We start from the raw sequence: 24,823 nt of genomic DNA on the forward strand, positions 1-24,823 counted from the left end.
CCCGTGACCCGGGCCGCCACCTCGGTGTAGTCATCATCGGGGAACAACGCCAGCCCCAACGTCAGATACACGGCCACATGCGCCGGCAACTTCCCGTCCGACCGCCGCTCCCGCACCCCACACACCTCGACCGCGGCGTCGACCTCCTCCCGCGACACCCGCGAGATCAACACCCCGAGCGTGACCTGGTCCGGCCGCACCACCGCATCCACCGACATGACCCGGAATCAGAACAGCCAACCCCGTCGGCCCGCAGCCCGCCACGCCGCACCACCCGACAGCATCCACACAACCGCAGACCACACCCCAAGATCAACTTAAGCTACGCAGCATTGCGACTACAGGGGGTCATGCGCAACGGCCGAGACGGGCGTGCCTTGAGCGGGCGCGAGCGCTCAAGATCGTTGGGCACAGATTGGGCACAAACGAGGTCGACAAGAGCCGTCAAACGCTGTCAGGTAACGGCAGAGTTCGCCCAGCTCAGCGCGCCGATCCGCCCGCTTCGCCATGATCCATTCGCCGCGAGCAGGATTCAGGGTTCGAGTCCCTGGCTGCCCACTCAGTTGATCTTTGTTAGCGAACCAGGCGATCGCAGCGCGTCGTGACGCTCTGGTTGGCTGCCCGACGCGGCTGGCTGGCCACGGATCCGCCGCCGAATGCGCTAGCGTCAAGGGAATGAAGGATCGCGCCGCGAGGTACGAGCCACTGACGGTGGCACGCCTAGGGGCTCTGCTCGTTGGATCCGACGAGACGCGCCGGTGGCGGCTGGTGGCAGAGTTCCTTGAGGAGTACCGATGGGAACCAGCCGAGATGCGCGCCGGTCTGCTGGACCAGGAACCGGCGTCCACCGGTGACGAGCACTGGGATGTGTTCCTCGCGGCATTGACCGAGCACTTGGCGGCCAAGGACGGGCGGGGTGCGCCGCCGTGGGTCGAGACGCGGTCGCTCCGGCGGTTCTGGTTCCCCTTCAACAGCCGTGCCGCCCGTGTCGATGCGGTGGTACACGCGCCAGCAGCATTCCGTCGTCGGGGCGTGTACGTGTCGGCGCAGGAGTTGAACGTCGCGTGAGCCTTGATGATCCACTGTTGGACCGCGCGGCGATCGAGGATGCCTTCCGCCGGCTCGGGGACCGGCTGTCGAGGCGAGGTGTGGTCGCGGACCTTTACATCTTCGGCGGGGCGGCCATGGCGTTGGCCTACGACGCCCGCCGGGCTACCCGTGACATCGACGCGGTGTTCCAACCCCATGGCATTGTGCTCGATGAGGCTCGTTCGGTAGCGGATGAACTCGGCCTGCCGCACTGGTGGCTCAACGAACAGGCGAGCGCCTATGTCGCTCCGGGAGGCGACGCGACGGCTCCACGCGTATTCGACCACCCAGGGCTGCGAGTGGCGGCGGCCTCGCCGGAACATCTGTTGGCCATGAAGGTGCTTGCCGCACGACGGAGGGACGCCGAGGATATCCACTTCCTGGTTAACCACCTCGGGTTGACCAGCGCGGAGCAGGTCCTCGCTCTGTGCGCGGAGATCTTTCCGGAGGAGGAGATCCCAGGCCGGGCGAGACTCGTGCTCGACGATGTCTTCGAGGACTCGTAGCTCCGTCATCGGGCTTCCCGCGCCGCGCGGGAACGCCGCGAACGCAGCGGCAACAGCTCACCGGCGATCGTGGCGGTGTGGTTCGCCTGGTGGTACCTCCGGCCCCCCAGCACCAACACTGGCTGATCTTGCTGCAAGTGCAGCCATTCGTACAGCCAACTCTTCCTGAAACACGCTGCCCGGCCCTCCCTTGGGGCCGGGCGGTTGTGTCTCGGGCGCTAGGTCATCGCGGCCGCGCGCCGGCTACACCTGCGAATCGCGGTAGTCAGCAACAACTCGGCGCAGGCAGTGGACACCTGCCCCGGCGTCCGAACCTTCCGAGGTTTTCCCTTCACAAGGTGCTCCCTGGATGTCTACGGGTTGGCCGGCTTGCGGCGTTAATAGGGCGTGACGTTCGAGGATTACGCGTTCGCCCGCACTTCGGCGCTGGTGCGGCTCGCCCGGCTGCTTACCGGTGACGAGCACCGGGCCGAGGATCTGGTTCAGGATGTCCTCGCCAGGGCGTACGTCCGCTGGACGCGTATCTCCCGAACGGATCGACCCGATGCGTATGTCCGTCGGATGCTCGTCAACGCCCATCACTCGTGGTGGCGCCGACGTAGCAGCCAAGAGATCTCGGTCGCCGATGTCGACGATCGGCCGGACGCTACGGACGAGGCCGCCGGTGTCACCGAACGTGACGCACTGTGGCGGCTCGTCTGCGCTCTGCCAATGCGTCAACGCACTGTCATCGTCCTGCGCTATTACGAGGATCTTGACGACGCGATGATCGCCGAGATCCTGGACTGTTCGACCGGCACAGTTCGTACCCACGCGAAGCGGGCCCTGACAGCACTCCGCAAGCGGCAGGAAGCATTCGCCTCCGCCCGGACAGGAGGAGAACTCTGATGTTCAGCGACCTCGATCAGCAGCTCGCCACGACGCTCAAGCACCACGCGGGCGGCAACATCGACCCCGCGCCGATCGTGGAACACGCCCGGCGTCGCGGCCACCGCCTTCGACTGCGTCGCCGCTGGCTGATCACCGGGGGGGCGGCAGCAGCGTGCGCCTTCCTAGCCACGGCGGTCATGGTGATTCCCGCCGGTCGGGCACCCGATGGCGCGGCCATGCCGGCCACGGCACTCGTACTTCCGGACGCACCGGGCGAGCCCGGCGCCATCGCACGGCCCGACGTCGTGGGGGCCGATCCCGGCGTGGTGCACTTCACGACCGACAGCCTGGTCAGCGGTGCCTGGTCCGCGACCTGGAGCGCCGGGCGCGGGGTCGAGAGCGTTGAGTTCCGAGGCACAGCCGGGCAGGCCCGGTTCGTGTTGGCGCGCAGCGCCGCGACGCTGGACGGGCTGCAGCAGACGTTGTCGTCGGCGGGGCGACCGCAGCCGCCGACCGATGTGCGGGTCGGAGGCCGCCCGGGGGTTGCTTGGTTCGATCCGTCAGGCGACACGAAACTGTGGTTCGTTCGTTGGCGACCCGTTGATGGGCTCTGGGCTCAGCTCGACATCTACGCGACCGGCCACGACGAGGCGACAGACACGGCGAGTCGCGTCCGGTTCGACGGCGCCCACCGCTGCGTGGTGCCGTTCCGCCTGCAGTCGCTGCCGCCAGGTGGGCGGCTGCTCGGATGCTCGGTCACGCTTCTCCGGCCGGAGCGTGGCTCCTTCGATCAGGCCTCACTGGTAGTAGGTGACGAATCCGGTCGTTGGCTGACGGTTCGGGCACAACGCGTGCCGGGCGGCGACCCCATGGCCGGCGACCTCGTTGCAGGGCCCTACCGGGCACGCCGGCAGGGCAGTGACGTGCTGGAGATGCTCGTCAAGCCATGCGTCGTCGAGGCGTTCCTCAAGGGTCGGGGGAACGGCTACACCGAGCCGGAGGGCCTAACAGTTCTGAGCGGGTACCAGCCGGCCCTCGACCTCGACCACCCCGACACCTGGTGACACCGCCGCGGCGCCGACGTCAACATCACACACCGTTTACTCAACACGGGAGAGATCAGCATAGATGGGGTCGTTGGCCGTCCTCGTGGCGCTCGGTGCGCCAACCTGAGTGGAAGCGGGTCACCGGCGATCGTCGCGGGGTGGTTCGCATGGTCGTACCTCCGGCCCACTTTCATGTTGCATGCGAACCGCCGGGCTCAGGTGAGGGATGGCGGCTCGCATGCTGTTCACTCTGGTTCGCGGCGGCGAGAAAGGCTGAACGCTGCGACCGCCGATCCGGCAGCCCTACCTGCCAGCGCTCCTCTTCGCGGCAGGGGTAACGGGGCACCGGCACCGCGTTCGCGGCGACCCCTCCGGTGGCTTCCGGGCCGCCGGCCACCACCTCGACCTCCTGGTTGTCGTCGACGTAGCGGCCGGTGACACCCTCGAGCAGCGGCGACGCAGCCAGCAGCACGCTGGTCGCCGCGTCCTGAGGTAGGGCCGCCTCGTCCATCGCCCCGAACGCGCGCAGCCTCAGCCGGGCCGGATCAGCAGCAGGGCCACGGTGGCCACGTAGATGGCCGGAATGGCGATGCCCTCGAAGCCGACTCCCCGGCGCTCTCTGATGATCAACCCGGCCGCCAGGGTGGCGGTCATCAGTGTCGTCATGCCGGTGAACAGCAACCCCGACAGATTCGCCTCGGAATAGATCGACCCGGACCGGTAGGTGCCGTCGGCCAACAGGATCATCAAGGAGTCGAAGGCGTTTCCGCCGAGGATGTTGCCGATGCCGAGGGTCAACGCCCCGATGCGGATCGCCGCGATGAGGGTGATCAACTCCGGTAGTGAGGTGATCGCCGTGGTCAGGGTGAAGCCCACGAAGCCGCTGGGCAGCCCTGAGGCGGCGACCACGCCGAGTCCGCCCTGGCCGATCAGGTAGCCGGTGGCGGCCACCACGGCAGCCAGTGCGGCCAGCCGGAACCACAGCCGGCGGAGGCTCACGTCCGACGGCGTCGGGGCCGGCACGTCCTGCCGGGTGTCCGCGGTGCGGCGGGCGATCCACATCGGTTCGCGGCGGAGGCGGCGAAGCAGCACCAGACCGTACAGGTAGATCACGGGTATCAACAGGGACGCCGGGTGCACCCACAGGACGGTGAGGTCGGGCGTCGCGTACGCCACCACAGGCAGGCAGAGCAACGCCACCAGGACGAGTGACTGCAGCACGTTCTCCAGTGACGCGGCCGCGTGTTCGATGTTGGACCGGCGGTAGAGCAGGTCGGCGATGGCCAGCCACACCGTCTGCACCGCGATGCCACCGATCGGGTTGGCGAGGGCGAACTCGGCGTCCTGTCGCACCGAACCGATGATCGTGGTGGCGATGCCGGGTAGCGAGGTCACCGCACCGAGCAGCAGGGCACCGGCCACCGCCTCGCCCATGCCGGTCCGGTCCGCCAGCTCGTCTGCCGTCCGGGCCAGCGCCCCGCCGGCGAACAGAATCGCCACCAGCGCGGCGAGCAGCGCGATCACGCTGGGCACGAGGGGCCAGGTGCCGGCGGCCGTCACGAGTTGCCGCCGGTAGTCGGCCTGTATGCGGAGATCATGCTCTACCCGTACCCGACCGACGGGACTTTGGCACGGCGAAACGGGTTCCCGCGGCAGGCGTTCCCATCGCTACGTTGACGCCCGCCGGTGCCGACACGGGTGCCGCCACGGGGAGGTAAGCATCCGGATGAACGCCTCGACGCTGCTGTCCCGTTCACGGTCCTCGCCGTCCTGGCCGCTGGGCTCACCGCCGGATCTCCGGCCTCGGCCGCCGCTTGAGGATGTCTCGCTGAAGAGCTGGGCCTATCCCGACTCGCCGAGCCCGAGGGCGAAGTTCGCCGACACGGGCGCGACGTACTGCGCCCCTGACCAGCGGCGACGCCGATCAGCAGCGCACCGCCACCCGAGCGGCCGCACGGTCTGCGGCCTCGGGTGGCAGGTCGCTCTGACCACCCACGTCCAACGCCAGCAGGCCCTGGTCAAGGCCGACCAGCAACATTCCGCCGACCGTGCAGCAGGTGAGCGCCGGGTGATAGACGGGGATGGTGTGCACTGCCCGCCCGGTGGACGGATCCCAGATCCGCACCGTCCGGTCCCGGCTGGTCGAGGCGAGCAGATCCCGGCCACCGACGTGCACCAGGCTCAACCCGGTGACCGCAGCCGTGTGGCCGGTGAACACGCCCACAGGCTCGCCCCACTCGGCGTCCCACAGACGGATCGTGTGATCGGCGCTGGCCGACGCCAGCATCCGGCGACCCGTAACGACGAGGCCGCAGAGCGCGGTGACCGCATCCTGGTGTCCCTGCCGGGTCCACACCGGCGTGTCACCGCCGCCCCACAGCATCACCGTGCCGCTCTTGTCGGCCGACGCGAGCGCCGCCACGCTGGGCCACCGGACCGTCGCGAGGGCGGTCACCCAGGCGCGGGTGACGTGCCCGAGCAGGACCGCCCGGACGACACCGGTCTGCGGGTGCCAGAGCCGGATGGCCTGGTCGTCGCCGGCCGACGCGACGAGCGTCTCACCACCGATGACGATCGGGCAGACCGCCGCCACCGGGGCGTGGTGCTCGGTCATCGACCCCAGCTGAGCGCCGTGCCGCACACTCCACGTCCCGACCGTGTTGTCGTCCTGCGCGGTGACGAGCAGTGGCTCCTCGACGTCGTCGACCGCGCACATCGCGTTGACCGGCCCTCCGGGAGTCGGGATCTCCTCCACACGCTCGCCCGTGGCGGCGTCCCAGATCCGCACCCGGCCGTCGGCACCGCCGGACGCGACCAGACCCGGTCGCTCGTCAGGGACCGGGCAGAGGCTGTGCACGGGCCCGAGCCGGGCCCGCTCGGCGACCGTGTCGGGTCGGCCGCCGGCCGGGTCCCACAGCCGCACCGTGCCGTCGTCACCCGCCGTCGCCAACATCCGGTCCTTCGCCGTACGTAGCTCGCAGACCGCACGGATCCAGCTCGCGTGTCCCCGCAGGCTCGGCCGGCTGGTCCAGGTCGGCACGTCCCAGACACGAATGAGCCCGTCCTCACCCGTCGACACGAGCAGGCAGCCCCCGTCGACCTCGACCGTGCAGAGATCGGTGACGGGTCCGCCGGTTTCCAGGACGTGGACGCATTCGCCGCTCTGTGGATCCCAGAGCCGGACCGTTCCGTCGTAGCCGGCCGAGGCGAGCAACGTGCCGCCCGGCGCACGAACGGCGTAGAGGGTGGTCACCCAGCCGACGTGTCCGGTGAGGGTCAGCGTCGGGCGCGTGTCGCATGTCGGCTCCCAGACCCGTACCACACCGTCGAAACCGGTGGAGGCGAGCAGGTGCCGGCCGCCCGCCGGGACGTACGTCACGGCGGTCACCCAGCCCGAGTGCCCGGTCAACGCACCGCGCTGCGTCCCGGTCACCGGATCCCAGATCCGGACCGTCCGATCGTCGCCTGCGGAGGCGAGCAGGTCGCCGTCCGGCAACGGGATGACGCAGATGTTGCGGACCCAGTCGTCGTGCCCGCGCAGTTCGTGCCGGCGCTGACCGGTACGCGGATCCCAGAGGCCGACGGTCCCGTCGTGGCTGGCGGTGGCGATCAGCGTTTCGCCGGCCCCGGTGCGGACGGCACACAGCCCGCGGATCGTGTCGTCGTGACAGGTGAAGACCGCCACGGCCTGGTTGGTCAACGGATCCCAGAGCCGGACCGTGCCGTCGTCCCCGGCGGATGCGAGCAACCACCGCTCTTCCAGCTCGACGGCCGCCACGTCGTAGACGGCCTGCGAATGCCCGTCCAGCACGCTGCGCTCCTGCCGGGGCGGGGTGTGCGCCCAGCGTGCGCGGTACGGCGCGGCGTCGGCCTCGATCCCGCTGTCCAACCCGTCGAGCCGGTCGACCACCGAGAAGAGAGCGGCGCGCTCCGCCGGCGCCGCCGCGACCGCGAGGGGCGTGCGGTGCAGCAGCCGCACCCGTGATCGGGACAGCGGTCCCAGCGGTCTCTCCACGTCGACGACCGAGAGCAACCGCTCCAGGTGCGCGTGCAGAAGGTAGCCCTCGTCGGCGAGGAGCCGTTCCACGAGCCCGGCCCGGGAGGCGTGCTGGGGCAGCGAGCGCCGCAGGTAGTCCGGCACGGAGGCCCATCCCACCTCGGCCGCCAGGTCCGTCCAGGCGGCGACCAGCCGTCGCTGGTCGTCCCGGCGGGTCACCCCGGCCAGTAACGCGTCGTTGAGGGCCTGGTGGAACAGGCGGTACGCGGGCTGGCTGCCGCCACCGGTCTCGACCAGGAAGTTCGCCGCCGACGTACGGGCGAACGCGAGGAGTTCGTCCTCGGTGACCGCGCCGCCGCCGAGCGCCGTCACCGCGGTCCGCCAGAGCGGCAGCGGCAGCCCCGGCGTCTCGGCGTACGCCAGGGCGGTGAGAGCGAGCCGGGCGGAGGCCGAGCCGGCGGCCGGCAACCCGGCCAGGTAGGAGTCGAGCGCATGGGCCACTGTGGCGGTGAACGACACCGAGGCCGGGTCGACCGGCGCGATGTCGCGCAGCGCGTGTGCCCGGGCGACGAGACCGGCCACCAGGAAGTTTCCCTTCGCCAGCTCGGCGATGCGGCGGGCCAGCGGGGCAGCCGCAGCCGGATCATTGTACGGACTGCCCGGCCGTTCCGCGCCGAGCAGCCGCAGGGTCGCCAGGGCGTAGTTCACCAGATCGGCCTCGGCGAAGTATTCGGGCGTGTCCAGATCCACCAGCTCGACGGGGCCACCGAAGCAGGAGATGAGGTCGCCCCGGTCGTCGCCGCGCCGGGTGCCGACGACCACCCGGGCGCCGTACCGGCCGCACTCCCGGGCCAGCGGCAGCAGGAGGTCGTCGACGACCTGCCGCGCCTGGCCGGGGTCGGCCGTCTCGTCCAGCGCGTCGATGACGAGCGCGAAGCGAGCCGGACGACTCGCCAGCCGGTCACGTACCGCCGGCATCAGGTCGGCCGGCGCGGCCGGCAGGTCGACGGCGGCGGCCCGTGCGATCTCCACCGCCACCTCGAGCGCGGTCTTGCCCTTGGCGTGCACGGCGCAGGACACCGAGCCGACGGTGGCCCGGACGGCGGTGTCGCCGCCCGGCAGGCTGTCCCGGATCTGCTGGTCGGCCGTCGTCACGACGCGTCCCAGGACGGCGGACTTACCGACCCCGGGTGAGCCGGTGACGATCAGCGGCCCGGTCACGGGCGCCTCCCCGTCGATGAAGTCGACGATCCGCCGGAGCGCGGCCGAACGCCCCCGGAACCGCGCACCACCCTCGGTGTCCACGGCGACGCCCCGCGCCCGGGGCAGCCAGTGCCGGCCGGCCTCACCGTCGGTGCTCAACGTCCACCCCCAGGCCGAGAGGGCGGCGTCGTCGGCGTCTTCGACGCGCCAGGCCGACAACGCGCCCAACGTCATGGCCGGCACCTGCTCGTCGGCGTGGTGCAGGGTGACGGCCTGACCCTTGCCCTTGCCGTCGGCCGTGACGACGACGCCGACCACCGCCTGATACTCCGGGGACCACAGGGCGCCGCCGCTGAACCCCTTGCTGAGCGGCCCGGCGGCGCCGCTGTCGATGGTCACGAGGCCGTACCCGCCGGCTTCGACGACGGAGCCGGTCGCCTGGAGGCCGCCGACCACTCCGGCCGGGAAGCCGTACGCCCAGAAGGGACGGTCGAGCAGCGGTTGGGGGGCGAGGCAGCGCAGCCGGGCCGGCGTGACGGTCGCCGGCACCGGCTCGACCAGTTCGAGGACGACCAGATCGACGTACGCCTCCCGCATGCCGTCGTGCCGGCACTGCCGGACCTTGCGCCGGTCGAAGTAGGCGACCTTGGGTGCGCGCGGAAAGGCGACGGTGAGATCGGCGCGGAGGGTGCCGTCGGCGGTGAACGCCACATGGTGGCAGGTGAGCACCAGGTTGGTGGCGATGACGATGCCGGTGCCGAGCGCCTTGTGCGGGTCCGCCTCACGGTGCAGGGCCACCGCCCACGAGCACTCGTCCGGGGCCGTTGTCACGGGCCGATCCGTCCGTCAGCGCCGTGGGCCGGCACCGCGGTCGGTGGGGCCCTCCGGCTGCCAGGCGAGTGTGACCTCGAAGTTCGCCTCTCCGGTCGCCTTTGCCACCACCCAGCTCGCCGTACCGGTGGCTTTGATCCCGAAGCGCACCTCCACCGCGTCGGGAGAGACGGTCTTGACCTGTTCCAGCAATTCCCGGGCGGCGGCGACCGCCGGCGCCGCGGATTCGCGTACCCAGCCGGCGACGTCGCCGAAGCCGGCGGGCTGGAATCCGGGCGTCGGTTCGACTTCGATCAGGGCAACCGTTTCGTCGTCGACCTGGTAGCGGACCACCTCAGACTGCACGGTCACCTCCGTGACGTATTTCAGGAGAACAGGCGGGAGGGTCGCGGCGGAGCAGAAACTCCGGCCCTCTCGCCGGTCTGCCATGCTGCCCGTTGTCCTTGTCACTTCGCAATGGTCAGGTCCACGAACCGAGCCGAAGCGGCCGAACATGCGTTTCAATCGGACGGTCCACGCAGGACCATTGGAGATCCACCGTCCGGCCGTGTCGGCTTTCGTCAGCCGGATCGGTGACCTTGCGCGAGCCGGACGCCGTCGGCAGAATCGGCCCGTGCGCCGGGGCCGTCCCCGTTGCTCACCTCGATCATGGCCACCCCTTCCGAGCCTTCGATCACACCGTCGACGCGGTGAGAGCTCGTGCCGCAGAGGAGCATCCGCATGCCGGAAAAGGAACTGACCCTCGTCGACCGGTGCATTCTTGTCACGCTGATGGTGAAGGCGGCGCCATTGCCGCAGACCTACTTCACCAATGTCGCCGGCATCGGGCTGAAAGCGGATCACCGCCGTCGACTTCAGTCGCTCGGCCTGATCGAGGTCACGGAGAAGCCGATCACGCTGGCGCTCACCGACAAGGGATGGGATCGCGCCACCGGCGAGCTGGGCGCGGAGCCGCCGAAGGGCGCCGGTACCGCCGGCGGCACCCTCTACGTCGCGCTCGACTTCCTGCGCCGGCTGATCGACCACTCCGGAACCCGCGCCGACGACCTGTTCCGGATGCAGATCAACCGGGACGAGGTAGTCGCACCGCCGGTGGCGTCGTCGGCGTCCCCGGCCGCGGACGCGGTCACGCTGATCCGGCAGGCTTACCACGATCTGGCCGCCAAGCCCGGTGACTACGTCATGCTGGCCGATCTTCGCGACGCCCTCTCCGACCTGTCCCGCCCCGAGTTCGACGCCGCGCTCCTGACGCTCAACCGGGAGCGCGGCGTGCACCTCGTGCCCGAGTCCAACCAGAAGGTGCTGAAGCCGCAGGAGCGGGCGGCGGCGGTGACCATCGGCAACCAGGACAAGCATCTGGTCGCCATCTCGTCATGATCGGTGACGAGCAACGCCGCGCCCTGACGGCGCTGAGGTTCAACTGGGCGCCGACCCCGGACGACGTCTGGAAACCCACACCGTTCCACGTGGCGGGCCTGCACCGCGACGTCGTCACGACGGTGCTGGACAGCTTCGCGGAGGCCCAGGCCAGCACCGACTCCAGTCCGGTGGGCGTGGCCGTCCTCGGCCAGCGCGGCACCGGCAAGACCCACCTCATCGGTACGGTCCGCCAGCAGGTACAGGGCCGCGGCGGGTTCTTCTTCCTGGTCGAGCTGCTCGAGGCCCGGACGTTCTGGCAACGCACCGCGATCTCGATGCTGGAGGGCCTGGTCCGGCCGATGCCGGACGAGACGACCCAGCTACGGACGTTCCTGCGCCGGCTGGCCGACGAGGTGGGGGCACCCCGGACGGTACGACGCGCGGTCGCCGGCGAGACCGAGCTCAGCCGTCCGACGCTCGACGCGTTCGCCGACCTGATCCGCAAGAAGGACCGGCAGATCGGCACGGAGTGTCAGGACACCGCTCGGGCACTGGTGCTCTACGCGGCCGAGCAGTCCGCGGTGCAGGACATCGGCTACGACTTCCTGTCCTCGATGGACGAGGAGGAGCCCGGCCAGCGGGCCGGGTGGGGGCTGCGGCGCAACCGACGGGCTCCCCAGGAGGTGGTACGGGACATCTCCCGGCTGCTCGCCGTCGTCGGCCCGACGGTGATCGCGGTGGACCAGATCGACCTGATGATCGCCCAGTCCGTGAAGGCGACCAACCAGGACGCCCGGGGCGAGGCGGACTGGCAGACGTCGCTCCTGCTCGAACAGGTCGCCAGCGGCCTGATGGCGCTGCGCGAAACCACGCGCCGGACCCTGTCCGTCGTCTCCTGCCTCCCGCAGACGTGGCGCAGCATCCAGCAGCAGGCGACTGACACCGTCCAGGACCGGTTCCGGGAGGCTGCCCCGCTCAAGGAGATCCCGTCCGTCGAGGTGGGCCGCGAGCTGGTCGAGAAGCGGTTCGCCGTGCTCTTCGACGGCCTCGGGTTCACGCCGCCCCATCCCACCTGGCCGGTCCACCCGGACGCGTTCCAGGAGGTCGTCGGCTTCACCCCGCGTGAACTGCTGCGGCGGATCGACACCCACGTCCGGGCCTGCCTGGCCGACGGCGAGGCGCGGGAGCTGCGGCACCTGCTGCACGCGAGCGGCGATCGCGCCGCCGACGGGCTCGTCCACGCCCCGGTCACCGGGCCGCCGCCGGAGAACCGGGCGAACGGGTTCACCAAGATCGACGCCCGGTACGCGGAGCTGGTCGCCGCCGCCGACACCGCCTCCGCCCTGTCCCCGCAGTCGGAGGATGTCCGCGTCCCGCGCCTGCTCGAAGCCGGCCTGACCGCGTGGATCGCCGCGCAGGGCGCGGCCGTCGAGGCGTTCAGCCTCGACCCGATCCCCGCCGGGACCAAGCCGGCGCTGCACGCACGGCTACGGCACAGCCTGAGTGAGGACAGCGAGGACGAGGAGCACTGGTCGTTCCGGGCCATTTCCGCACCGCATCACATCGCGGTGCTCAACCGGATCCGCAACGCGATCACGACCGCCGGACTCACCGAGGGGGTCGCCAAACGACGGCTCTTCCTGTTGCGCAGCGCGGATTGGTCGACCGGCGCCCGTACCCGGGAGGTGCTGGACGCGTTCGAGCGGGCCGGCGGTCGGAGGCTTCCCCTGGACGCGCCAGACGTCGCCCGGCTGGCCGCGCTCGAACAACTCGTCCAGGACTACGGGCGGGAGACGCTGCGGCCCTGGTTCGCCGATCGCCGGCCGGCGTCCGACATCACCTGTCTGCGGGAGGCGCTGGGCGACTGGCCGGGCGCACCGGAAGCCGTCCGGACCGAGGAGCGGCCAGAGGAGATGCCGGAGCGGCCCCCGGTCGGGACGCCGCCGCCGGTCACCGCTGCGCCGCGCTCCGCCGGTCCCGTCCCCGCGCCGCGCTCCGCCGGTTCCGGGCCGGTTCCACCGATGATCGCCCCCCTGCCGCCGGTGGCGGGCATCGACCCGGAGCGGATGGAGATCGGCACGGTCACCGGGCGGCCGGACCCGGTCGGCATCGACCTCGAAGCGCTGCGCCGGCACACTGTCATCTTCGCCGGCTCCGGCTCCGGCAAGACCGTCCTGATCCGCCGCCTGATCGAGGAGTGCGCCCTGCGCGGCGTGTCGGCCATCGTGCTCGACCCCAACAACGACCTGGCCCGGCTCGGCGAGGCCTGGCCCGAGCCGCCGCCGGGCTGGGGCGCCGACGACGCCCGCCGCGCGGCGGAATACCTGGCCGGCACCGACGTCGTCGTCTGGACGCCGGGACGGCAGGCCGGTCGGCCGCTGACCTTCCAGCCGTTGCCGGCCTTCGCCGACGTGCTCGACGACCCGGACGGGTTCACCTCGGCGGTAAACGCCGCCGTCGCCACGCTCGCCCCGCACGCCCGGGTGGACGGCGGGACCGACAAGGCCCGGCTAGGCCGCGCCGTGCTGCGCGAGGCGCTGATCGGTTACGCCCGCAGCGGCGCAAGCGACCTGCGTGAGTTCACCGACGTCCTCAACGACCTCCCGGACGGGGTGAGTCAGCTCGACAGCGCGCCCAAGCTGGCCGCCGGCATGGCACAGCTGCTCAAGGCCGCCCTGATAAACGATCCTCTCCTGGGCGGCGTCGGAGAGCCTGTCGACCCGGGCGAACTGCTCACCCCGCCACCCGGTCGCCGTGCCCGGGTCTCGGTGATCAACCTCGCCGGGCTGTCCGAGGAGAGTCAGCGGCAGAGCTTCGTCAACCAGTTGCAGCTCGCCCTGTTCACCTGGATCAAACGCCATCCGGCCGGGGACCGGCCACTCGGTGGACTCTTCGTCATGGACGAGGCGCAGACACTGGCCCCGTCCGGTGCCGTGACCGCCTGCACCCAGAGCACGCTCGCGCTGACCTCGCAGGCCCGCAAGTACGGGCTGGGGCTGGTCTTCGCCACCCAGGCGCCGAAGGCACTGCACAACCAGATCCCCGGCAACGCCGCCACGCAGTTCTTCGGCCTACTCACCGTGCCGGTGCAGATCGAGGCCGCCCGGGACGTGGCCAGAGCGAAGGGCACCGACGTCCCGGAAATCGGCAAGCTGCGTACCGGCCAGTTCTACGCCACCGTGGAGGGTGCCCGGTTCGTCAAGATGCAGGCGCCGATGTGCCTGACCCACCATCCCCGCAGCCCGCTGACCGCCGAGGAGATCGTCCAGCTGGCGACGGTCAGGTGACGTCGCGGCGCATCGGAACGACCACGGCGATCGCGGCGGCGGCCAGCGCGTACCCGGTCAGCAGCAGGGTGCCGGCCGCCGGCGGCAGGAGTGCGACGGCGTCGCTGCCGAGTTGCGCGGACATCGCGTCGGCGACGTAGGTGAAGTCGGTGAGCCAGCGATTGTGAGACGATCGCCGGATGAGCAGCGCCACCTCCCCAGGCGTCAGTGCCCTCGCCATCAACGTGACGGTGCCGGAGGAGTTGCGCTGGACCGACACCCGGCGCGGCGAGGAGTTCACCCTGACCACGCTCAACATCAGGCTGCTGCCGGACGGTCGCCTCGCCGCGAAGGCGTACGGTCGGCCCACTGCGGGTGGACGGGGCGCGTACGTGTCGTTCCGGGTGCCTGACCGGCCGGAGCTGGCCGCGCTCGTGGCGGCGGCGGCCGACCGGGCCGCCGCGCTGTGGGCCGCGCACGGCGGCCTGGACTGACGACGGCGGGTCGTCGCCCGGATGTCCGGCCGGCCGGGCTCAGTCGTCGCCCGCCGTGTCCTGAGCGCGCCGTTGCGGACGTCGGCCGGGCGGGGACTGCGCCTCGGGACCGGGGTCGGGCACCTGTGGCATCGGCCGGGTGACCGGCCCGTCGCCGGTGACGCGGAGCTGTTCGCCGTGGTGCCACAGCTCCACCGCGTCGCCCGGACCGGCGTCCGGCAGCTCGTAGCGGGCCTGGCGCCCGGTGAGCGTGACCCGCAGCCGCTGCCCGTGCCGGCGCAGGTGGAACACCAGCCGGGCGATCGGCCCGGGTAGCCGCGGCTCGAAGGAGAGCACACCCCGGTCGTCGCGCAGCCCGCCGAAGCCCTGCGCCACCACCAGCCAGGCGCCGGCCAGGGACGCGAGGTGCAGCCCGTCGGCGGTCTTGTCGCCGAGGTCGGCGAGATCCTGCAACGCCGTCTCGGCGAACAGGTCGTACGCCAGGTCGAGGTGCCCGACCTCGGCGGCGAGGATCGCCTGCGCGGACGCCGACAGCGACGAGTCCCGGACGGTCCGCGCCTGGTAGTAGGCGACGTTGCGCGTCTTCTCCTCGGCGGTGAAATCCCCCGGACAGCGCAGCATGGCCAGCACCAGGTCGGCCTGCTTGACCACCTGCTTGCGGTACAGCTCCAGGTAGGGGAAGTGCAGCAGCAGCGGGTAGTCGTCCTCACCGGTGCCGGCGAAGTCCCACTCCGGTTGTGCGGTGAATCCGGCCGACTGCTCGTGCACGCCGCGCTTGCCGTCGTAGGGGACGGACATCGCGTCGGCGGCAGCCCGCCAGCCGGCCACCTCGGCGGCGTCGACGCCGAGCCGCGCGGCCACCTCCGGGCAGTCCTGGACGGCGTCGGCGGCGCCGCGCAGGTTGCGCCGGGCCATGAGGTTGGTGAAGACGTTGTCGTCCACCAGCGCGGAGTACTCGTCCGGGCCGGTGACGCCGGTCAGGTGGAACGCGCCGTCGTCGTCGAAGTGGCCGTAGCCGTGCCACAGCCGGGCGGTCTCGATCAGCACCTCGGCCCCGCACTCGGCGAGGAACGCGGTGTCGCCGGTGGTGGCGACGTACCGCAGCACCGCGTCGGCGATGTCGGCGTTGACGTGCAGGCCCGCGCTGCCGGCCGGCCAGTAGCCGGAGCACTCCCGGCCGCTGAGCGTCCGCCACGGGTAGGTGGCACCGGTCAGGCGCAGCTCGGCCGCGCGGTCGCGGGCCTCGGGCAGGTGGGCGTGCCGCCAGCGCAGCGCCGAGCGGGCCAGTTCCGGTGCCAGGTACGTCAGCACCGGCAGCACGTAGCCCTCGGTGTCCCAGAGCACGTGCCCGTCGTAGCCGTTGCCGGTCAGCCCCTTGGCCGGGATGGTCCGGTCGCCGTCGGCGCGGCCGGACTGGAGCAGGTGGAACACGGAGAACCGCACCGCGAGCTGCAGCTCCGGGTCGCCGTCCAGCTCGACGTCGGCGGTGGCCCATGCCGCGTCGAGCGCGGCGCGCTGCTCGGCGAGCAGCGCGTCGAACCCGTCGTCGCGGGCCGTGGCCGCCTCCGCGACGACCAGTTCGGCCAGTTCGCCGGCCGGGGTGCCGTCGACGCCCGTGTACTCGTGGGCGGCGAACCGGGTGACCCGGATCCGCTCGCCGGGGCGTACCGGGCCGGACAGCGCCAGCCGGAACCGGTCGGCGGTCAGTTCGGTGTCGGTGGCGACCTCGTCGGCCGCCTCGACCCGGTGCGCGACCGCCACGGCGACCCGCTGGCGGCTGCGCCCGGTGCGGTGCACGAGCACACCGTCGAGGCCGTCGTCGCGGCGGATCTCGCCGGTGAGCGGGTCGTGGATCACCGAGGCGGCCCGGGGGTCGTCGGCGCGTTCCGGCACCCGCTGGTTGGCGAGCAGGTCGGCGCCGACCCGCAGCCGGACCGGCTCGTCCAGCGGCTCGACCGTCCAGTCGAGCGCGGCGACCGGACGGCGGGTGAGCGAGACCAGGCGGGTGCTGCGAATCCGCACGCCCCGGCCGCCCGGCGAGACCCACTCGGTCTCCCGGCGGACCACCCCGGCGCGCAGATCCAGTTCCTGGTGGTGCCGCCGGATCGTGCCGGTGCGCAGGTCGAGTGGCTCGTCGTCGACCCAGAGCCGGATCAGGGCGGCGTTCGGCGCGCTGATCACGGTGTCGCTGCGTTCCGGGAACGCGTACCCGCTCTCCGGGTAGATCAGCTCGTGCTGCTCGTGGAACCCGTTGAGGTAGCTGCCGGGCATGCCGCAGGGCTCGCCCTCGTCGAGCGTCGCCCGCCAGCCCACCCAGCCGTTGGCGAGTGTGAAGACGGATTCCGTCTCGCCCAGCCGGTCCAGGTCCGCGCTGGTACGCCGGATCCGCCATCCGTCGTCGCCGTGCGACACGTGCCCCTCCCGAGTCCGAAGCCTGGACCGCCACCGAACCAGACCCGGCTGGGAGGTGGCTGAAACTGAGGTACCCGTGGGTGCCGCCGCCCGCACCTGGGGGTGGCCGATCACACGCTGACGAGCATCAGCGTGGCGGCGGTGCCGAGCACCAGGAACGGCCCGAACGGCAGGTGCCCGGACCAGCGGACCCGCCGGGCGGCGAGCAGCACCACGCCGGCCAGCCCGGCGAGGACGAGCGCGAGCACCAGCCCGGCCACCAGCACCGGCCAGCCGAGCCAGCCGAGCAGCGCGCCCGCGCCGAGCGCCAGCTTGGCGTCGCCGAGGCCGAACCCGCGCCGCCCGAACAGCAGCGTGGTCGCGGCGAAGCCGCCGCCGAGCGCCAGACCGGCCAGTGCGGCGCGTACCAGCGGGTCCGCGCCCGGACCGGCCAGCGCGGCCACCCCGAGCAGCGTCCACGCGCCGGCGGCGGACGGCCAGGTGAGCCGGTCGGGCAGCCGGTGCGCCATCGCGTCCACGATCGTCATCGGCACCGCCCAGACCAGCCACCAGGCCAGCGCCAGGCGCGCGGCGGGGGCACCGCCGGCGAACACCGGCACCGCCACCGCGAGCAGCAACGCGGCCTCCACCACCGCGGGCGCCGCGCCGACCCGGGCCCGGCAGACCGGGCAGCGGGCGGCGGGGCCGAGCGCCGGCAGCGGCCGGTCCAGCCCGATCGGGGCGCCGCAGCCGTCGCACGCCGTCCGGTCCGGACACCCCTGCGGTACGGCGTAGCGCGCCACCGCCAGCCGGAGCAGGGGTACGACCGTCAGGGCCGCGACCAGCCGGGCGCTCGGACGGCGGGCATCGGCCACCGGTCCGGTACGCCGCACCCGTTCAGCCGTCATGCCGGCTCCTCCGTCCGGTCGCCGCGCGTTCCATCGCGGAGCACGCAGAGTGATTTATCGGTGGTGCGCATGTGACGGCCGGGGCGCGCGGGGAAGTCTGATCCGACGCGGCGGCGGCCGGAAACGAGGCGGGGCGTGCACCGCGGCGGACCGGCGGGACGGATCGGACGAGCGGCACGTCTGCCACCCATACCGGCGGCTTCGCGGCGGCTCGTCACCGCCGTCGTGGCGTGTACGGGTGAGCACACGCCCGCCGGCCCGGAGCCCCGCCGAAGCCCGCTCGTCATCGTGGTGACACACACCGGCCACCACCTCCCGTCTTCACTCACCGTGTTCACGTGAATTGCCTCTGTTGCATCGGCGGACGTGAGCCTATGCTCGCCCCTTGGGTACGACGCAACCCCCGGATCAATGGGCGTCGGAGGCACGAGGGAACAGCATCCACAGCGATCAGTAGAGGTCAATACAAGTGGCGGCGACGGGGCCCGGGGTGACAGTTCCGGGCGCGCTTCCGCATGCCCGGAGCGGTTCGGCGTGATCGCCCCGGGTCGGCACCGAGGAGGGATCGACGTTGCGCACACGGCAATCCCGCCGATGGGAAATCTTCCTGCTCAGCGTTGCGTTGGTGGTCGGCTCCGCCGGCTGCGGCACCGAGCCGGAGGCGGCCACCGGTCCGCTGACCGGCCGCGCCGCCGCACCCGCCACCCATTCCAGCGCCGAGGAGAAGGCGGCTGGAAAAGCGGCTCTGGCCGCCTATTCCGGCTATCTCGACGCGTCCCGGGCAGCCAGCGCGCGCAGCGATCCGTCCCATCCCGCTCTGACCCGTTTTCTGGCTGATCCACTGCTGACTCGGGTGCGAATGGCGATTCTCGACGCGAAGGAGCACGGCGCGATGCGTACCGGGAAACTGCTCTCCGACCCCGAGGTCGTGTCGGTCGACCTGGCCGCCCGCCCACCCACCGTCGAGATCCAGGACTGCCTGGACGCGAGCGGCTACCGGCTCGTCTACGCCAGAAACGGCAAGGCCGTACCCGGCACCCGCGGCGGGCGCTACCTGGCCACCGCGACAGCGGTCCGGTACCCGGACGGCCGGTGGCTGGTCAACGGCGGCGCCGCACATCAGGACCAGCCGTGCTGACCTGGGGAGGAAGGGGTGTCCCGGCCCGGCCCGACCGGGCCGGGACACCCCGCCGGCTGCTGCTCGCCGCCGGCCTGGCCGCGCTGCTGACGCTCACCGGCGCACCCGCCCGTGCCGCCGACCCGGGCGGCGCGTGCCCGCCGGAACAGACCGACTGCGACGTCTGGGACGACGACCCCGGCATCCCCGGCGGAACGGGCGGCCCGGGTGGCGGCGGGGGCGGCAATGGCGGAGGCACGCCGAAGTGCCAGTGGAACGGCCGGGCCATCCCCTGCTACCACCCGGTGCTCGGCTGGTTCAACAACGCCGACGGCTGCTACTACAAGCTTGAGGAGCCGCAGGGCGAGGCGCCTCCCGGCCAACAGTGGTACCAGCTCACCTGCAACGGCGGCGACCTCGGCAGCATCCGTCGGGTCCCTCTGGACGCGCCGCCGGACGGCTACGGCGCGCCGCCGGACCCGGAGGAACTGGCCCGCCGCGCGCTGGCCTCGATCTCGCTGCTCCCGCCCCGGGCCGCCGTGGCGCCCCGGCGCAGCCAGGGCCCCGGTCTGGTCGGACTGCCGGTCTGGATGTGGGCCAGCCCGGGTGCCTCGTACTTCGGGCCGCTGTCCGCGTCCGCCTCCGACCGCGGGCTGACCGTGGAGATCACGGCGAAGGTGGACCGGATCGTCTGGCACATGTCCGACGACATCGACGTCACCTGCGACGGACCGGGCACGCCGTACCGGGCCGACGGGCCGAGGGCCGGCTCCACCTCGCCCGACTGCGGCCTCGACCAGGGCTATCCGGAGGCCGGCACCTACGAGGTGAGCGCCACGACGTTCTGGACCGTCGAGTGGTCCGGCGGCGGGGAGAGCGGCGTCATCGCCCAGAGCCGGTCCAGCGGCGTCGTCCCGGTACAGATCAACGAGCTTCAGGTGGTGACCCGATGAGTGTCGTGGCAGCCCGCAACGGAACCCCGGTGGAGGCGCCCGTCGCGCCGCCGAAGGTGGTCCGGCAACGACGCGTCCGCCCCGGCCTGCTCGGCCTGGCGGTTCTGCTGATCGCCCTCGGCGGGCTGGGCGCGGCGTTCGCGGTCACCTCGGTCCGCTCCACCGGCACGTACCTGGCGGTGGCCCGGCCGGTCGACGTGGGACAGCAACTCACCGCCGACGACCTGGTGCCGGTACGCGTCTCCGGCGGACGGGAACTCCAGCCGGTACCCGCCGACCGGATGGACGAGGTGCTGGCGCTGCGGGCGGCCGTCCGGCTCACCCCGGGCACGCTGCTCACCCCGGCGCAGCTCACCGAGGCCCCGCTGCTCGGCTCCGGGCAGCAGCAGATCGCACTGGGGCTGGAACCCGAGCAGGTGCCGGCCCGCAAGCTGAACCCCGGCGACAAGGTGCTGCTGGTCAGCACGCCCTCGAACGCGACCGGCGGCGGCTCCGAGGCGTCCCGCGGCGGCGGCACCCGGTTCGAGGGCACCGTGATCGACACCGCCGCGCCCCAGCACGGTGACGTGGTGGTCTACCTGGCGCTGGCCGTACGGGACGTGCCGGCGGTCGTGGCGCTCGCCGCGGACGACCGGATCGCGCTCGTCCTCACCGAGGCGGCCTGATGGCGATCATCGCCCTGGTCTCGGCGAAGGGGTCGCCGGGCGTCACCACCGCCGCGCTCGCCGCCGCGCTGAGCTGGCACCGGCGGCTCGTGCTGGCCGAGTGCGACCCGGCGGGCGGCTCGATCCTCGCCGGCTACCTCGGCGGGGCGCTCGACGGTCCGCGCGGCATCGGTGAGCTGGCGGTGGGCGAGTTGCGCGACGGCAGCCTGGAGCATGCGTTCTGGTCCCAGCTGGTCGACCTGGACGCGCCCCGCCGGGAACGGCTGCTGCTGCCCGGGGTGGTGGACCCGGCCCAGGCCGGCAGCGTGATCCCGCTCTGGCAGCGCTTCGCCGACTACTTCACCGGGCTGGAACGGGGCGAGCCGCCCTACGACGTGCTGGTCGACTGTGGCCGGCTGGCGGTGGGCGGTACACCGTGGCCGCTGCTGCGGGCCGCCGCGGTGGTACTGCTGGTCACCCGCGCGCACCTGCCCGACCTCTCCGCCACCCGGGCCACCGCCCGCGCGGTCGAGCGGGATCTCACCGAGCACCGCGTACCGCCCGGCACGCTGCGACTGCTCGTGGTCGGGGACGGGCACGGCACCAGCGAGATCAGCAAGGCGCTGCGGCTGCCGGTGATCGCCCGCCTGCCGCACGACCCGCGTACCGCCGAGGTGCTCGCCCACGGCGGCACCGTACGGGCCAACCGGCCGCTGATGCGCGCGGCCGGTGCCCTGGAGGTGCCGGTCCGGGCGCTGCTGGACCGGCGGCGCGCCCGGCTGGCCTGGCCCGGGGTCACCACACCGCGCGCGGTGACCGCGCCGAGCGTGCCGGGGGTGTCAGGTGCGGTTTGAGCCGGTCTCCCACGACCCACGCGGGCAGCAGCCGGGCGTCGTCTCCACGGTCCCGCCGCTCGCCCCGCCGAACGGGCGGCACCACCTCCCCGGCCCGGCGCCCGCCGCACCCCCGGCGCCACCACCACGCCCCCGGGTCGACTTCGCGGTGGTCCGCGAGCTGCGCCGGGAGCTGAGCGAACGGCTCACCCACTGGCAGCGCGGACGCGAGTTCGACGCCGACGCCGAGGAGGTCGAGCGCGCCCGGCTGGCGGTCGCCGTGGTGTCCGCGTACGCCGACTCGGTACGCCGGGCCGGCACGCCGATGGCGGCGGACTCCGAACGGCTGCTGCTCGACCAGGTCACCGCCGAACTCGTCGGGCTGGGCCGGCTCCAGACGCTGCTCGTCGACGACAGCATCGAGGAGGTGCACATCCTCGGCTGCGACCAGGTACGCATCACCCGGCACGGCGGCGGCGTCGACTGGGCCGAGCCGATCGCCGAGACCGACGACGAGCTGGTGGAGATCCTCCAGGCGGCGGCCCGCCGGGCCGGGGCCACCGAGCGGTCACTGTCCACCTCGAAGCCCACGCTCGACCTGCAACTACCGGACGGCAGCCGACTCGCCGCCGTGTTCCTGGTCAGCCACCGCCCGTACGCGGTGATCCGCAAGCACAACACGCTCGACGTGAGCCTGGAGGACATCGCGGGCGGCCGGCCCGACCTGGACGAGATGATCGACCCGCTGCTGCGCGACTTCCTCCGCGCGTCCCTGCGGGCCGGGCTGAACATCATGGTGGCCGGGCTCGCCGGGGCCGGGAAGACCACAGTCATCCGGGCGCTGATGGGCGAGATCCCGGCCGACGAGCCGTACGTGCTGCTGGAGGAGAGCCGGGAACTCCTGCCGGCCCGGCGCGGGCACAAACACCGGGCGGTGATGAGCTTCGAGTCCCGGGAGGGACACGGCGAGCGCGGCGCGGACGGGCGGCCGGCGGGTGAAATCAGCATCGCCGACCTGATCCCGGTGTCGCTGCGCATGGGCGTGCTGCGGATCATCGTCGGCGAGGTGCGGTCCCGGGAGATCGTGCCGATGCTCCAGGCGATGACGACCAGCCGCGGGTCGATGTGCACCATCCACGCGCGTACCCCCTCGGGGGTGAGCGAACGCATCATCGAGCTGGCGCTGTCGCACGGCCGGGAGATGACTGTCGACCAGGCCCGCCGGATGGCCGGCAACGCGCTCGACCTGATCGTCTACGTGACGGTCGAGGACGAGACCGCGATCGGCGGGCGCAAGCACCGCTTCGTCTCGCACGTCGAGGAGGTCATCGGCGTCGGCGAGGGCAACCGGATCACCACGACGACCGTCTTCGGTCCCGGCCCGGACGGCCGCGCGGTCCCCCGCCACCTGCCCGAACGCATCCGCGACCAGCTGCTGCGCGTCGGCTACGACGCCCGCCTGCTCACCCGGTTCGTCGAGGCAGGTGTGGGCGCCTGGCGGCGGCCCCGGCACACCCGCCTCGGGGCGCGGCCGAGCGGGGGCCCGGCGTGACGCAGATCGAACTGATCGCCCTGGTCTCCGGCGCGGCCTGCGTGGCCGGGCTGGTGCTGACTGTCGTCGCGCTCGTCGGCACCCGCCGCCCGCCCGGCCCGGCGGCCGGTGCCGGGCCGGGCCTGAGCCGGCTCTGGACCGGTTCCGGCGCGAGCCGTGCCGACCAGCGCCGCTACCAGCTCCTGCTCGGTGCCGCGGTGGTTGCCGGGGCGGTGGCGTTCCTGCTCACCGGACTGCCGGTGGTCGGCCTGCTGGTGGCGCTCGCGGTGCCGGGCGTGCCGTGGCTGTTCGCTGTCGGCCGGGCCGAGCAGCGGGCCATCGCCCGGGTCGAAGCCGTAGGCGAGTGGGCCCGCCGGCTCAAGGACATCTCGGCCACCGGCCAGGGACTCCAGCAGGCGATCATCGGCACCATCGCCACCGCGCCGGAGGAGATCCAGGAGGAGGTACGCACGCTCGCCGCCCGCCTCCAGGCCGGCTGGCTGGCCCGCTCCGCCCTGCTCGCCTTCGCCGACGAGATCGCCGACCCGGTCGCCGACCAGGTGGTGGCCGCGCTGATCCTGCACCTCACCGACCGGGGTGAGCGCCTCGGCGACGTGCTCGGGTCGATCGCCACCGCCGCCTCGGCCGAGGTGGCGACCCGGCGCGAGGTGGAGGCGAAGCGCACCCAGCCCCGGTTCGCGGTCCGCTTCCTCACCGGCATGACGCTGGCGACGCTCGCGTACGGGCTGGTGAACAGCGACTACATCCGTCCCTACGGGACGGTGACCGGTCAACTCGTGATGGCGGTGCTCGGCGCGGCGTTCGTCGGCCTGCTGGTCTGGGTGCGCTCGATGAGCCAGCCGCCCCGGCCCGCGCGGTTCCTGCCGGCGCCCGACCCGGAGGAGGCGATCGCGTGAGCGCGCTCAACTGGCAGATGGCGATCGGGGTGCTCGGCGGGTGCGCGGTCGGGCTCGGGCTGTTCCTGGTCGTACGCGAGGCCCTGCCGGCCACCCCGGCACTCGGCCCGGCGCTGCGTCGGCTGCACCAGCCGCCCGGCCAGGCCCCGGCCGCCGGAGCCGGGCCGGACTGGCTCGGCGGGTTCGCCCGCTGGCTGCGCCCGCCGCACCGGCAGCTCGCCCTGCTCGACCGCACCCCCGAGCAGTACGCCCTGTCCGTGCTGCTGTCCGCACTCGTCGGGTTCGCCACCCCGGCGGTCGCCTCGGCGGTGCTCTTCGTCGGCGGGGTGGCGCTGCCGGTGGCCGTACCGGTGGTGGCCAGCCTGGGGCTGGCGCTCGGCGCCGGCCTGCTCGCGCACCGCGCGGTCCTGGCCAAGGCGGACGCCGCCCGGGACGAGTTCCGGCAGGCGGTATGCGCCTACCTCGACCTGGTGGCGCTGCAGCTGTCCGCCGCGCACGGCCCGGTGCAGTCGCTGGAACGCGCGGCGGCGGTCTGCGACGGCTGGGTCTTCGACCGGATCCGGGAGGCGCTGCGGCTCGCCCAGCTCCAGATGCACTCGCCCTGGGACGAGTTGCAGGAGCTGGCCGAGCGCATCGGCATCCCGGAGCTGGGCGACGTGGGCGCCATCATGCGCTCCTCCGGCAGCGAGGGTGCCCAGGTGCACGAGACGTTGCGGTCCCGTGCCGACTCGCTGCGCGACCAGATCCGCACCGACAACCTGGCCCGGGCCGAGGGGGTCACCAGCAAGTTGGACATCCCCGGCTCGCTGCTGGTGTTCGTCCTGCTCGGCTTCGCCGTCTATCCGTTCCTCGCCCGTCTGTGAACCCA

23 protein-coding genes are annotated in these 24,823 nt (G+C 72.5%); 14 read left to right on the forward strand and 9 right to left on the reverse strand.

All coding sequences use genetic code 11. The annotated features are described in order from the left end of the window. Nucleotides 1–218 (reverse strand): transposase domain-containing protein (locus GA0070215_RS02500; protein WP_208600272.1); only part of this gene is annotated, 218 nt, incomplete at its 3' end. Between the two features lie 457 nt (nt 219–675). Here GA0070215_RS02500 and GA0070215_RS02505 point away from each other — a divergent pair. The 4 genes from GA0070215_RS02505 to GA0070215_RS02520 all read left to right on the forward strand — a co-directional run bounded on the left by GA0070215_RS02505 (nt 676) and on the right by GA0070215_RS02520 (nt 3,529). Further along, the gene (locus GA0070215_RS02505; RefSeq protein ID WP_051090462.1) at nt 676–1,068 is read left to right on the forward strand and encodes a hypothetical protein; all 393 of its coding nucleotides are present in this window, start codon (nt 676–678) and stop codon (nt 1,066–1,068) included. Continuing rightward, nucleotides 1,065–1,595 carry a DUF6036 family nucleotidyltransferase gene (locus GA0070215_RS02510; RefSeq protein ID WP_036345383.1) on the forward strand — a complete coding sequence of 177 codons (531 nt, stop codon included), beginning with the start codon at nt 1,065–1,067 and terminating at the stop codon, nt 1,593–1,595. The genes GA0070215_RS02505 and GA0070215_RS02510 overlap by 4 nt, the downstream gene beginning before the upstream one ends. Nucleotides 1,596–1,982: 387 nt before the next feature. Next, entirely contained in the window at nt 1,983–2,483 is a 501-nt protein-coding gene (locus GA0070215_RS02515; protein ID WP_018785414.1) for a SigE family RNA polymerase sigma factor, read from the forward strand. Beyond that, complete coding sequence (locus tag GA0070215_RS02520) at nt 2,483–3,529, forward strand: hypothetical protein (protein WP_018785415.1); 1,047 nt, start codon at nt 2,483–2,485, stop codon at nt 3,527–3,529. Before GA0070215_RS02515 ends, GA0070215_RS02520 begins: the two co-directional genes overlap by 1 nt. 172 nt (nt 3,530–3,701) lie before the next feature. Here GA0070215_RS02520 and GA0070215_RS28620 read toward each other — a convergent pair whose 3' ends face one another. The 5 genes from GA0070215_RS28620 to GA0070215_RS28335 all read right to left on the reverse strand — a co-directional run bounded on the left by GA0070215_RS28620 (nt 3,702) and on the right by GA0070215_RS28335 (nt 10,264). Then, nucleotides 3,702–4,022, reverse strand: a complete 321-nt coding sequence (locus GA0070215_RS28620; protein WP_091041362.1) for a hypothetical protein — start codon at nt 4,020–4,022, stop codon at nt 3,702–3,704. A gap of 20 nt (nt 4,023–4,042) precedes the next feature. Then, nucleotides 4,043–5,044: a sodium:calcium antiporter gene (locus GA0070215_RS02530; RefSeq protein WP_196806700.1), complete on the reverse strand. Its 1,002-nt coding sequence runs from the start codon at nt 5,042–5,044 to the stop codon at nt 4,043–4,045. Between the two features lie 391 nt (nt 5,045–5,435). Further along, the gene (locus GA0070215_RS02535) at nt 5,436–9,542 is read right to left on the reverse strand and encodes a trypsin-like serine protease (protein WP_091041365.1); all 4,107 of its coding nucleotides are present in this window, start codon (nt 9,540–9,542) and stop codon (nt 5,436–5,438) included. Nucleotides 9,543–9,557: 15 nt separating this feature from the next. Beyond that, complete coding sequence (locus tag GA0070215_RS02540; protein ID WP_231394747.1) at nt 9,558–10,037, reverse strand: CU044_2847 family protein; 480 nt, start codon at nt 10,035–10,037, stop codon at nt 9,558–9,560. Between the two features lie 65 nt (nt 10,038–10,102). Next, nucleotides 10,103–10,264: a hypothetical protein gene (locus GA0070215_RS28335; RefSeq protein WP_018785421.1), complete on the reverse strand. Its 162-nt coding sequence runs from the start codon at nt 10,262–10,264 to the stop codon at nt 10,103–10,105. Between GA0070215_RS28335 and GA0070215_RS02545 the strand changes: the two genes are divergently transcribed. After that, the gene (locus tag GA0070215_RS02545; protein WP_091041367.1) at nt 10,263–10,919 is read left to right on the forward strand and encodes a hypothetical protein; all 657 of its coding nucleotides are present in this window, start codon (nt 10,263–10,265) and stop codon (nt 10,917–10,919) included. The genes GA0070215_RS28335 and GA0070215_RS02545 overlap by 2 nt on opposite strands. Further along, nucleotides 10,916–14,188 carry a helicase HerA domain-containing protein gene (locus GA0070215_RS02550; protein ID WP_091041370.1) on the forward strand — a complete coding sequence of 1,091 codons (3,273 nt, stop codon included), beginning with the start codon at nt 10,916–10,918 and terminating at the stop codon, nt 14,186–14,188. The genes GA0070215_RS02545 and GA0070215_RS02550 overlap by 4 nt, the downstream gene beginning before the upstream one ends. Here GA0070215_RS02550 and GA0070215_RS02555 read toward each other — a convergent pair. Next, a complete protein-coding gene (locus GA0070215_RS02555) occupies nt 14,181–14,381 on the reverse strand; it encodes a hypothetical protein (protein ID WP_018785424.1) in 201 nt (66 codons plus the stop codon). The genes GA0070215_RS02550 and GA0070215_RS02555 overlap by 8 nt on opposite strands. On the opposite strand from GA0070215_RS02555, the gene GA0070215_RS02560 reads away from it, so the two are divergent. Continuing rightward, a complete protein-coding gene (locus GA0070215_RS02560; protein WP_026267878.1) occupies nt 14,368–14,661 on the forward strand; it encodes a hypothetical protein in 294 nt (97 codons plus the stop codon). The two genes, GA0070215_RS02555 and GA0070215_RS02560, sit on opposite strands and share 14 nt — an antisense overlap. Before the next feature lie 39 nt (nt 14,662–14,700). On the opposite strand, the gene GA0070215_RS02565 is transcribed toward GA0070215_RS02560, so the two are convergent. Both GA0070215_RS02565 and GA0070215_RS02570 read right to left on the reverse strand, forming a co-directional pair. Further along, nucleotides 14,701–17,073 carry a glycoside hydrolase family 65 protein gene (locus tag GA0070215_RS02565; protein WP_091041372.1) on the reverse strand — a complete coding sequence of 791 codons (2,373 nt, stop codon included), beginning with the start codon at nt 17,071–17,073 and terminating at the stop codon, nt 14,701–14,703. Between the two features lie 110 nt (nt 17,074–17,183). Then, nucleotides 17,184–17,960 carry a prepilin peptidase gene (locus tag GA0070215_RS02570; RefSeq protein ID WP_091041375.1) on the reverse strand — a complete coding sequence of 259 codons (777 nt, stop codon included), beginning with the start codon at nt 17,958–17,960 and terminating at the stop codon, nt 17,184–17,186. 571 nt (nt 17,961–18,531) lie between these two features. Between GA0070215_RS02570 and GA0070215_RS02575 the strand changes: the two genes are divergently transcribed. From GA0070215_RS02575 to GA0070215_RS02605, 7 genes are read left to right on the forward strand one after another with little or no spacing between them, the layout of a single operon-like run. Continuing rightward, the gene (locus GA0070215_RS02575; RefSeq protein WP_026267880.1) at nt 18,532–19,098 is read left to right on the forward strand and encodes a hypothetical protein; all 567 of its coding nucleotides are present in this window, start codon (nt 18,532–18,534) and stop codon (nt 19,096–19,098) included. Further along, nucleotides 19,092–20,030 carry a hypothetical protein gene (locus GA0070215_RS02580; RefSeq protein WP_091041377.1) on the forward strand — a complete coding sequence of 313 codons (939 nt, stop codon included), beginning with the start codon at nt 19,092–19,094 and terminating at the stop codon, nt 20,028–20,030. Before GA0070215_RS02575 ends, GA0070215_RS02580 begins: the two co-directional genes overlap by 7 nt. Beyond that, complete coding sequence (locus tag GA0070215_RS02585) at nt 20,027–20,695, forward strand: SAF domain-containing protein (protein WP_026267882.1); 669 nt, start codon at nt 20,027–20,029, stop codon at nt 20,693–20,695. Before GA0070215_RS02580 ends, GA0070215_RS02585 begins: the two co-directional genes overlap by 4 nt. Beyond that, nucleotides 20,695–21,528 (forward strand): CpaE/TadZ family protein, encoded by an 834-nt coding sequence (locus GA0070215_RS02590; protein WP_018785431.1) that lies wholly within the window; start codon nt 20,695–20,697, stop codon nt 21,526–21,528. Before GA0070215_RS02585 ends, GA0070215_RS02590 begins: the two co-directional genes overlap by 1 nt. Further along, on the forward strand, nt 21,518–23,059 hold the full coding sequence (locus GA0070215_RS02595) for a TadA family conjugal transfer-associated ATPase (protein ID WP_026267883.1): 1,542 nt from the start codon (nt 21,518–21,520) through the stop codon (nt 23,057–23,059). Before GA0070215_RS02590 ends, GA0070215_RS02595 begins: the two co-directional genes overlap by 11 nt. Then, nucleotides 23,002–23,955, forward strand: a complete 954-nt coding sequence (locus tag GA0070215_RS02600; RefSeq protein WP_377469012.1) for a type II secretion system F family protein — start codon at nt 23,002–23,004, stop codon at nt 23,953–23,955. Before GA0070215_RS02595 ends, GA0070215_RS02600 begins: the two co-directional genes overlap by 58 nt. A 17-nt stretch (nt 23,956–23,972) precedes the next feature. Then, nucleotides 23,973–24,818 (forward strand): type II secretion system F family protein, encoded by an 846-nt coding sequence (locus GA0070215_RS02605; protein WP_036345429.1) that lies wholly within the window; start codon nt 23,973–23,975, stop codon nt 24,816–24,818. Nucleotides 24,819–24,823 lie beyond the last annotated feature (5 nt).

This window comes from Micromonospora marina (genome assembly GCF_900091565.1).
Classification (GTDB): domain Bacteria; phylum Actinomycetota; class Actinomycetes; order Mycobacteriales; family Micromonosporaceae; genus Micromonospora; species Micromonospora marina.

Excerpts from the sequence above, each read along its gene's own strand:
- GA0070215_RS02505 (WP_051090462.1), top strand. The coding sequence starts at position 676 with ATGAAGGATCGCGCCGCGAGGTACGAGCCACTGACGGTGGCACGCCTA.
- GA0070215_RS02520 (WP_018785415.1), top strand. The coding sequence starts at position 2,483 with ATGTTCAGCGACCTCGATCAGCAGCTCGCCACGACGCTCAAGCACCAC.
- GA0070215_RS28620 (WP_091041362.1), bottom strand. The coding sequence starts at position 4,022 with ATGGACGAGGCGGCCCTACCTCAGGACGCGGCGACCAGCGTGCTGCTG.
- GA0070215_RS02540 (WP_231394747.1), bottom strand. The coding sequence starts at position 10,037 with ATGTTCGGCCGCTTCGGCTCGGTTCGTGGACCTGACCATTGCGAAGTG.
- GA0070215_RS02545 (WP_091041367.1), top strand. The coding sequence starts at position 10,263 with ATGCCGGAAAAGGAACTGACCCTCGTCGACCGGTGCATTCTTGTCACG.
- GA0070215_RS28335 (WP_018785421.1), bottom strand. The coding sequence starts at position 10,264 with ATGCGGATGCTCCTCTGCGGCACGAGCTCTCACCGCGTCGACGGTGTG.
- GA0070215_RS02550 (WP_091041370.1), top strand. The coding sequence starts at position 10,916 with ATGATCGGTGACGAGCAACGCCGCGCCCTGACGGCGCTGAGGTTCAAC.
- GA0070215_RS02560 (WP_026267878.1), top strand. The coding sequence starts at position 14,368 with ATGAGCAGCGCCACCTCCCCAGGCGTCAGTGCCCTCGCCATCAACGTG.
- GA0070215_RS02570 (WP_091041375.1), bottom strand. The coding sequence starts at position 17,960 with ATGACGGCTGAACGGGTGCGGCGTACCGGACCGGTGGCCGATGCCCGC.
- GA0070215_RS02585 (WP_026267882.1), top strand. The coding sequence starts at position 20,027 with ATGAGTGTCGTGGCAGCCCGCAACGGAACCCCGGTGGAGGCGCCCGTC.
- GA0070215_RS02590 (WP_018785431.1), top strand. The coding sequence starts at position 20,695 with ATGGCGATCATCGCCCTGGTCTCGGCGAAGGGGTCGCCGGGCGTCACC.
- GA0070215_RS02605 (WP_036345429.1), top strand. The coding sequence starts at position 23,973 with ATGGCGATCGGGGTGCTCGGCGGGTGCGCGGTCGGGCTCGGGCTGTTC.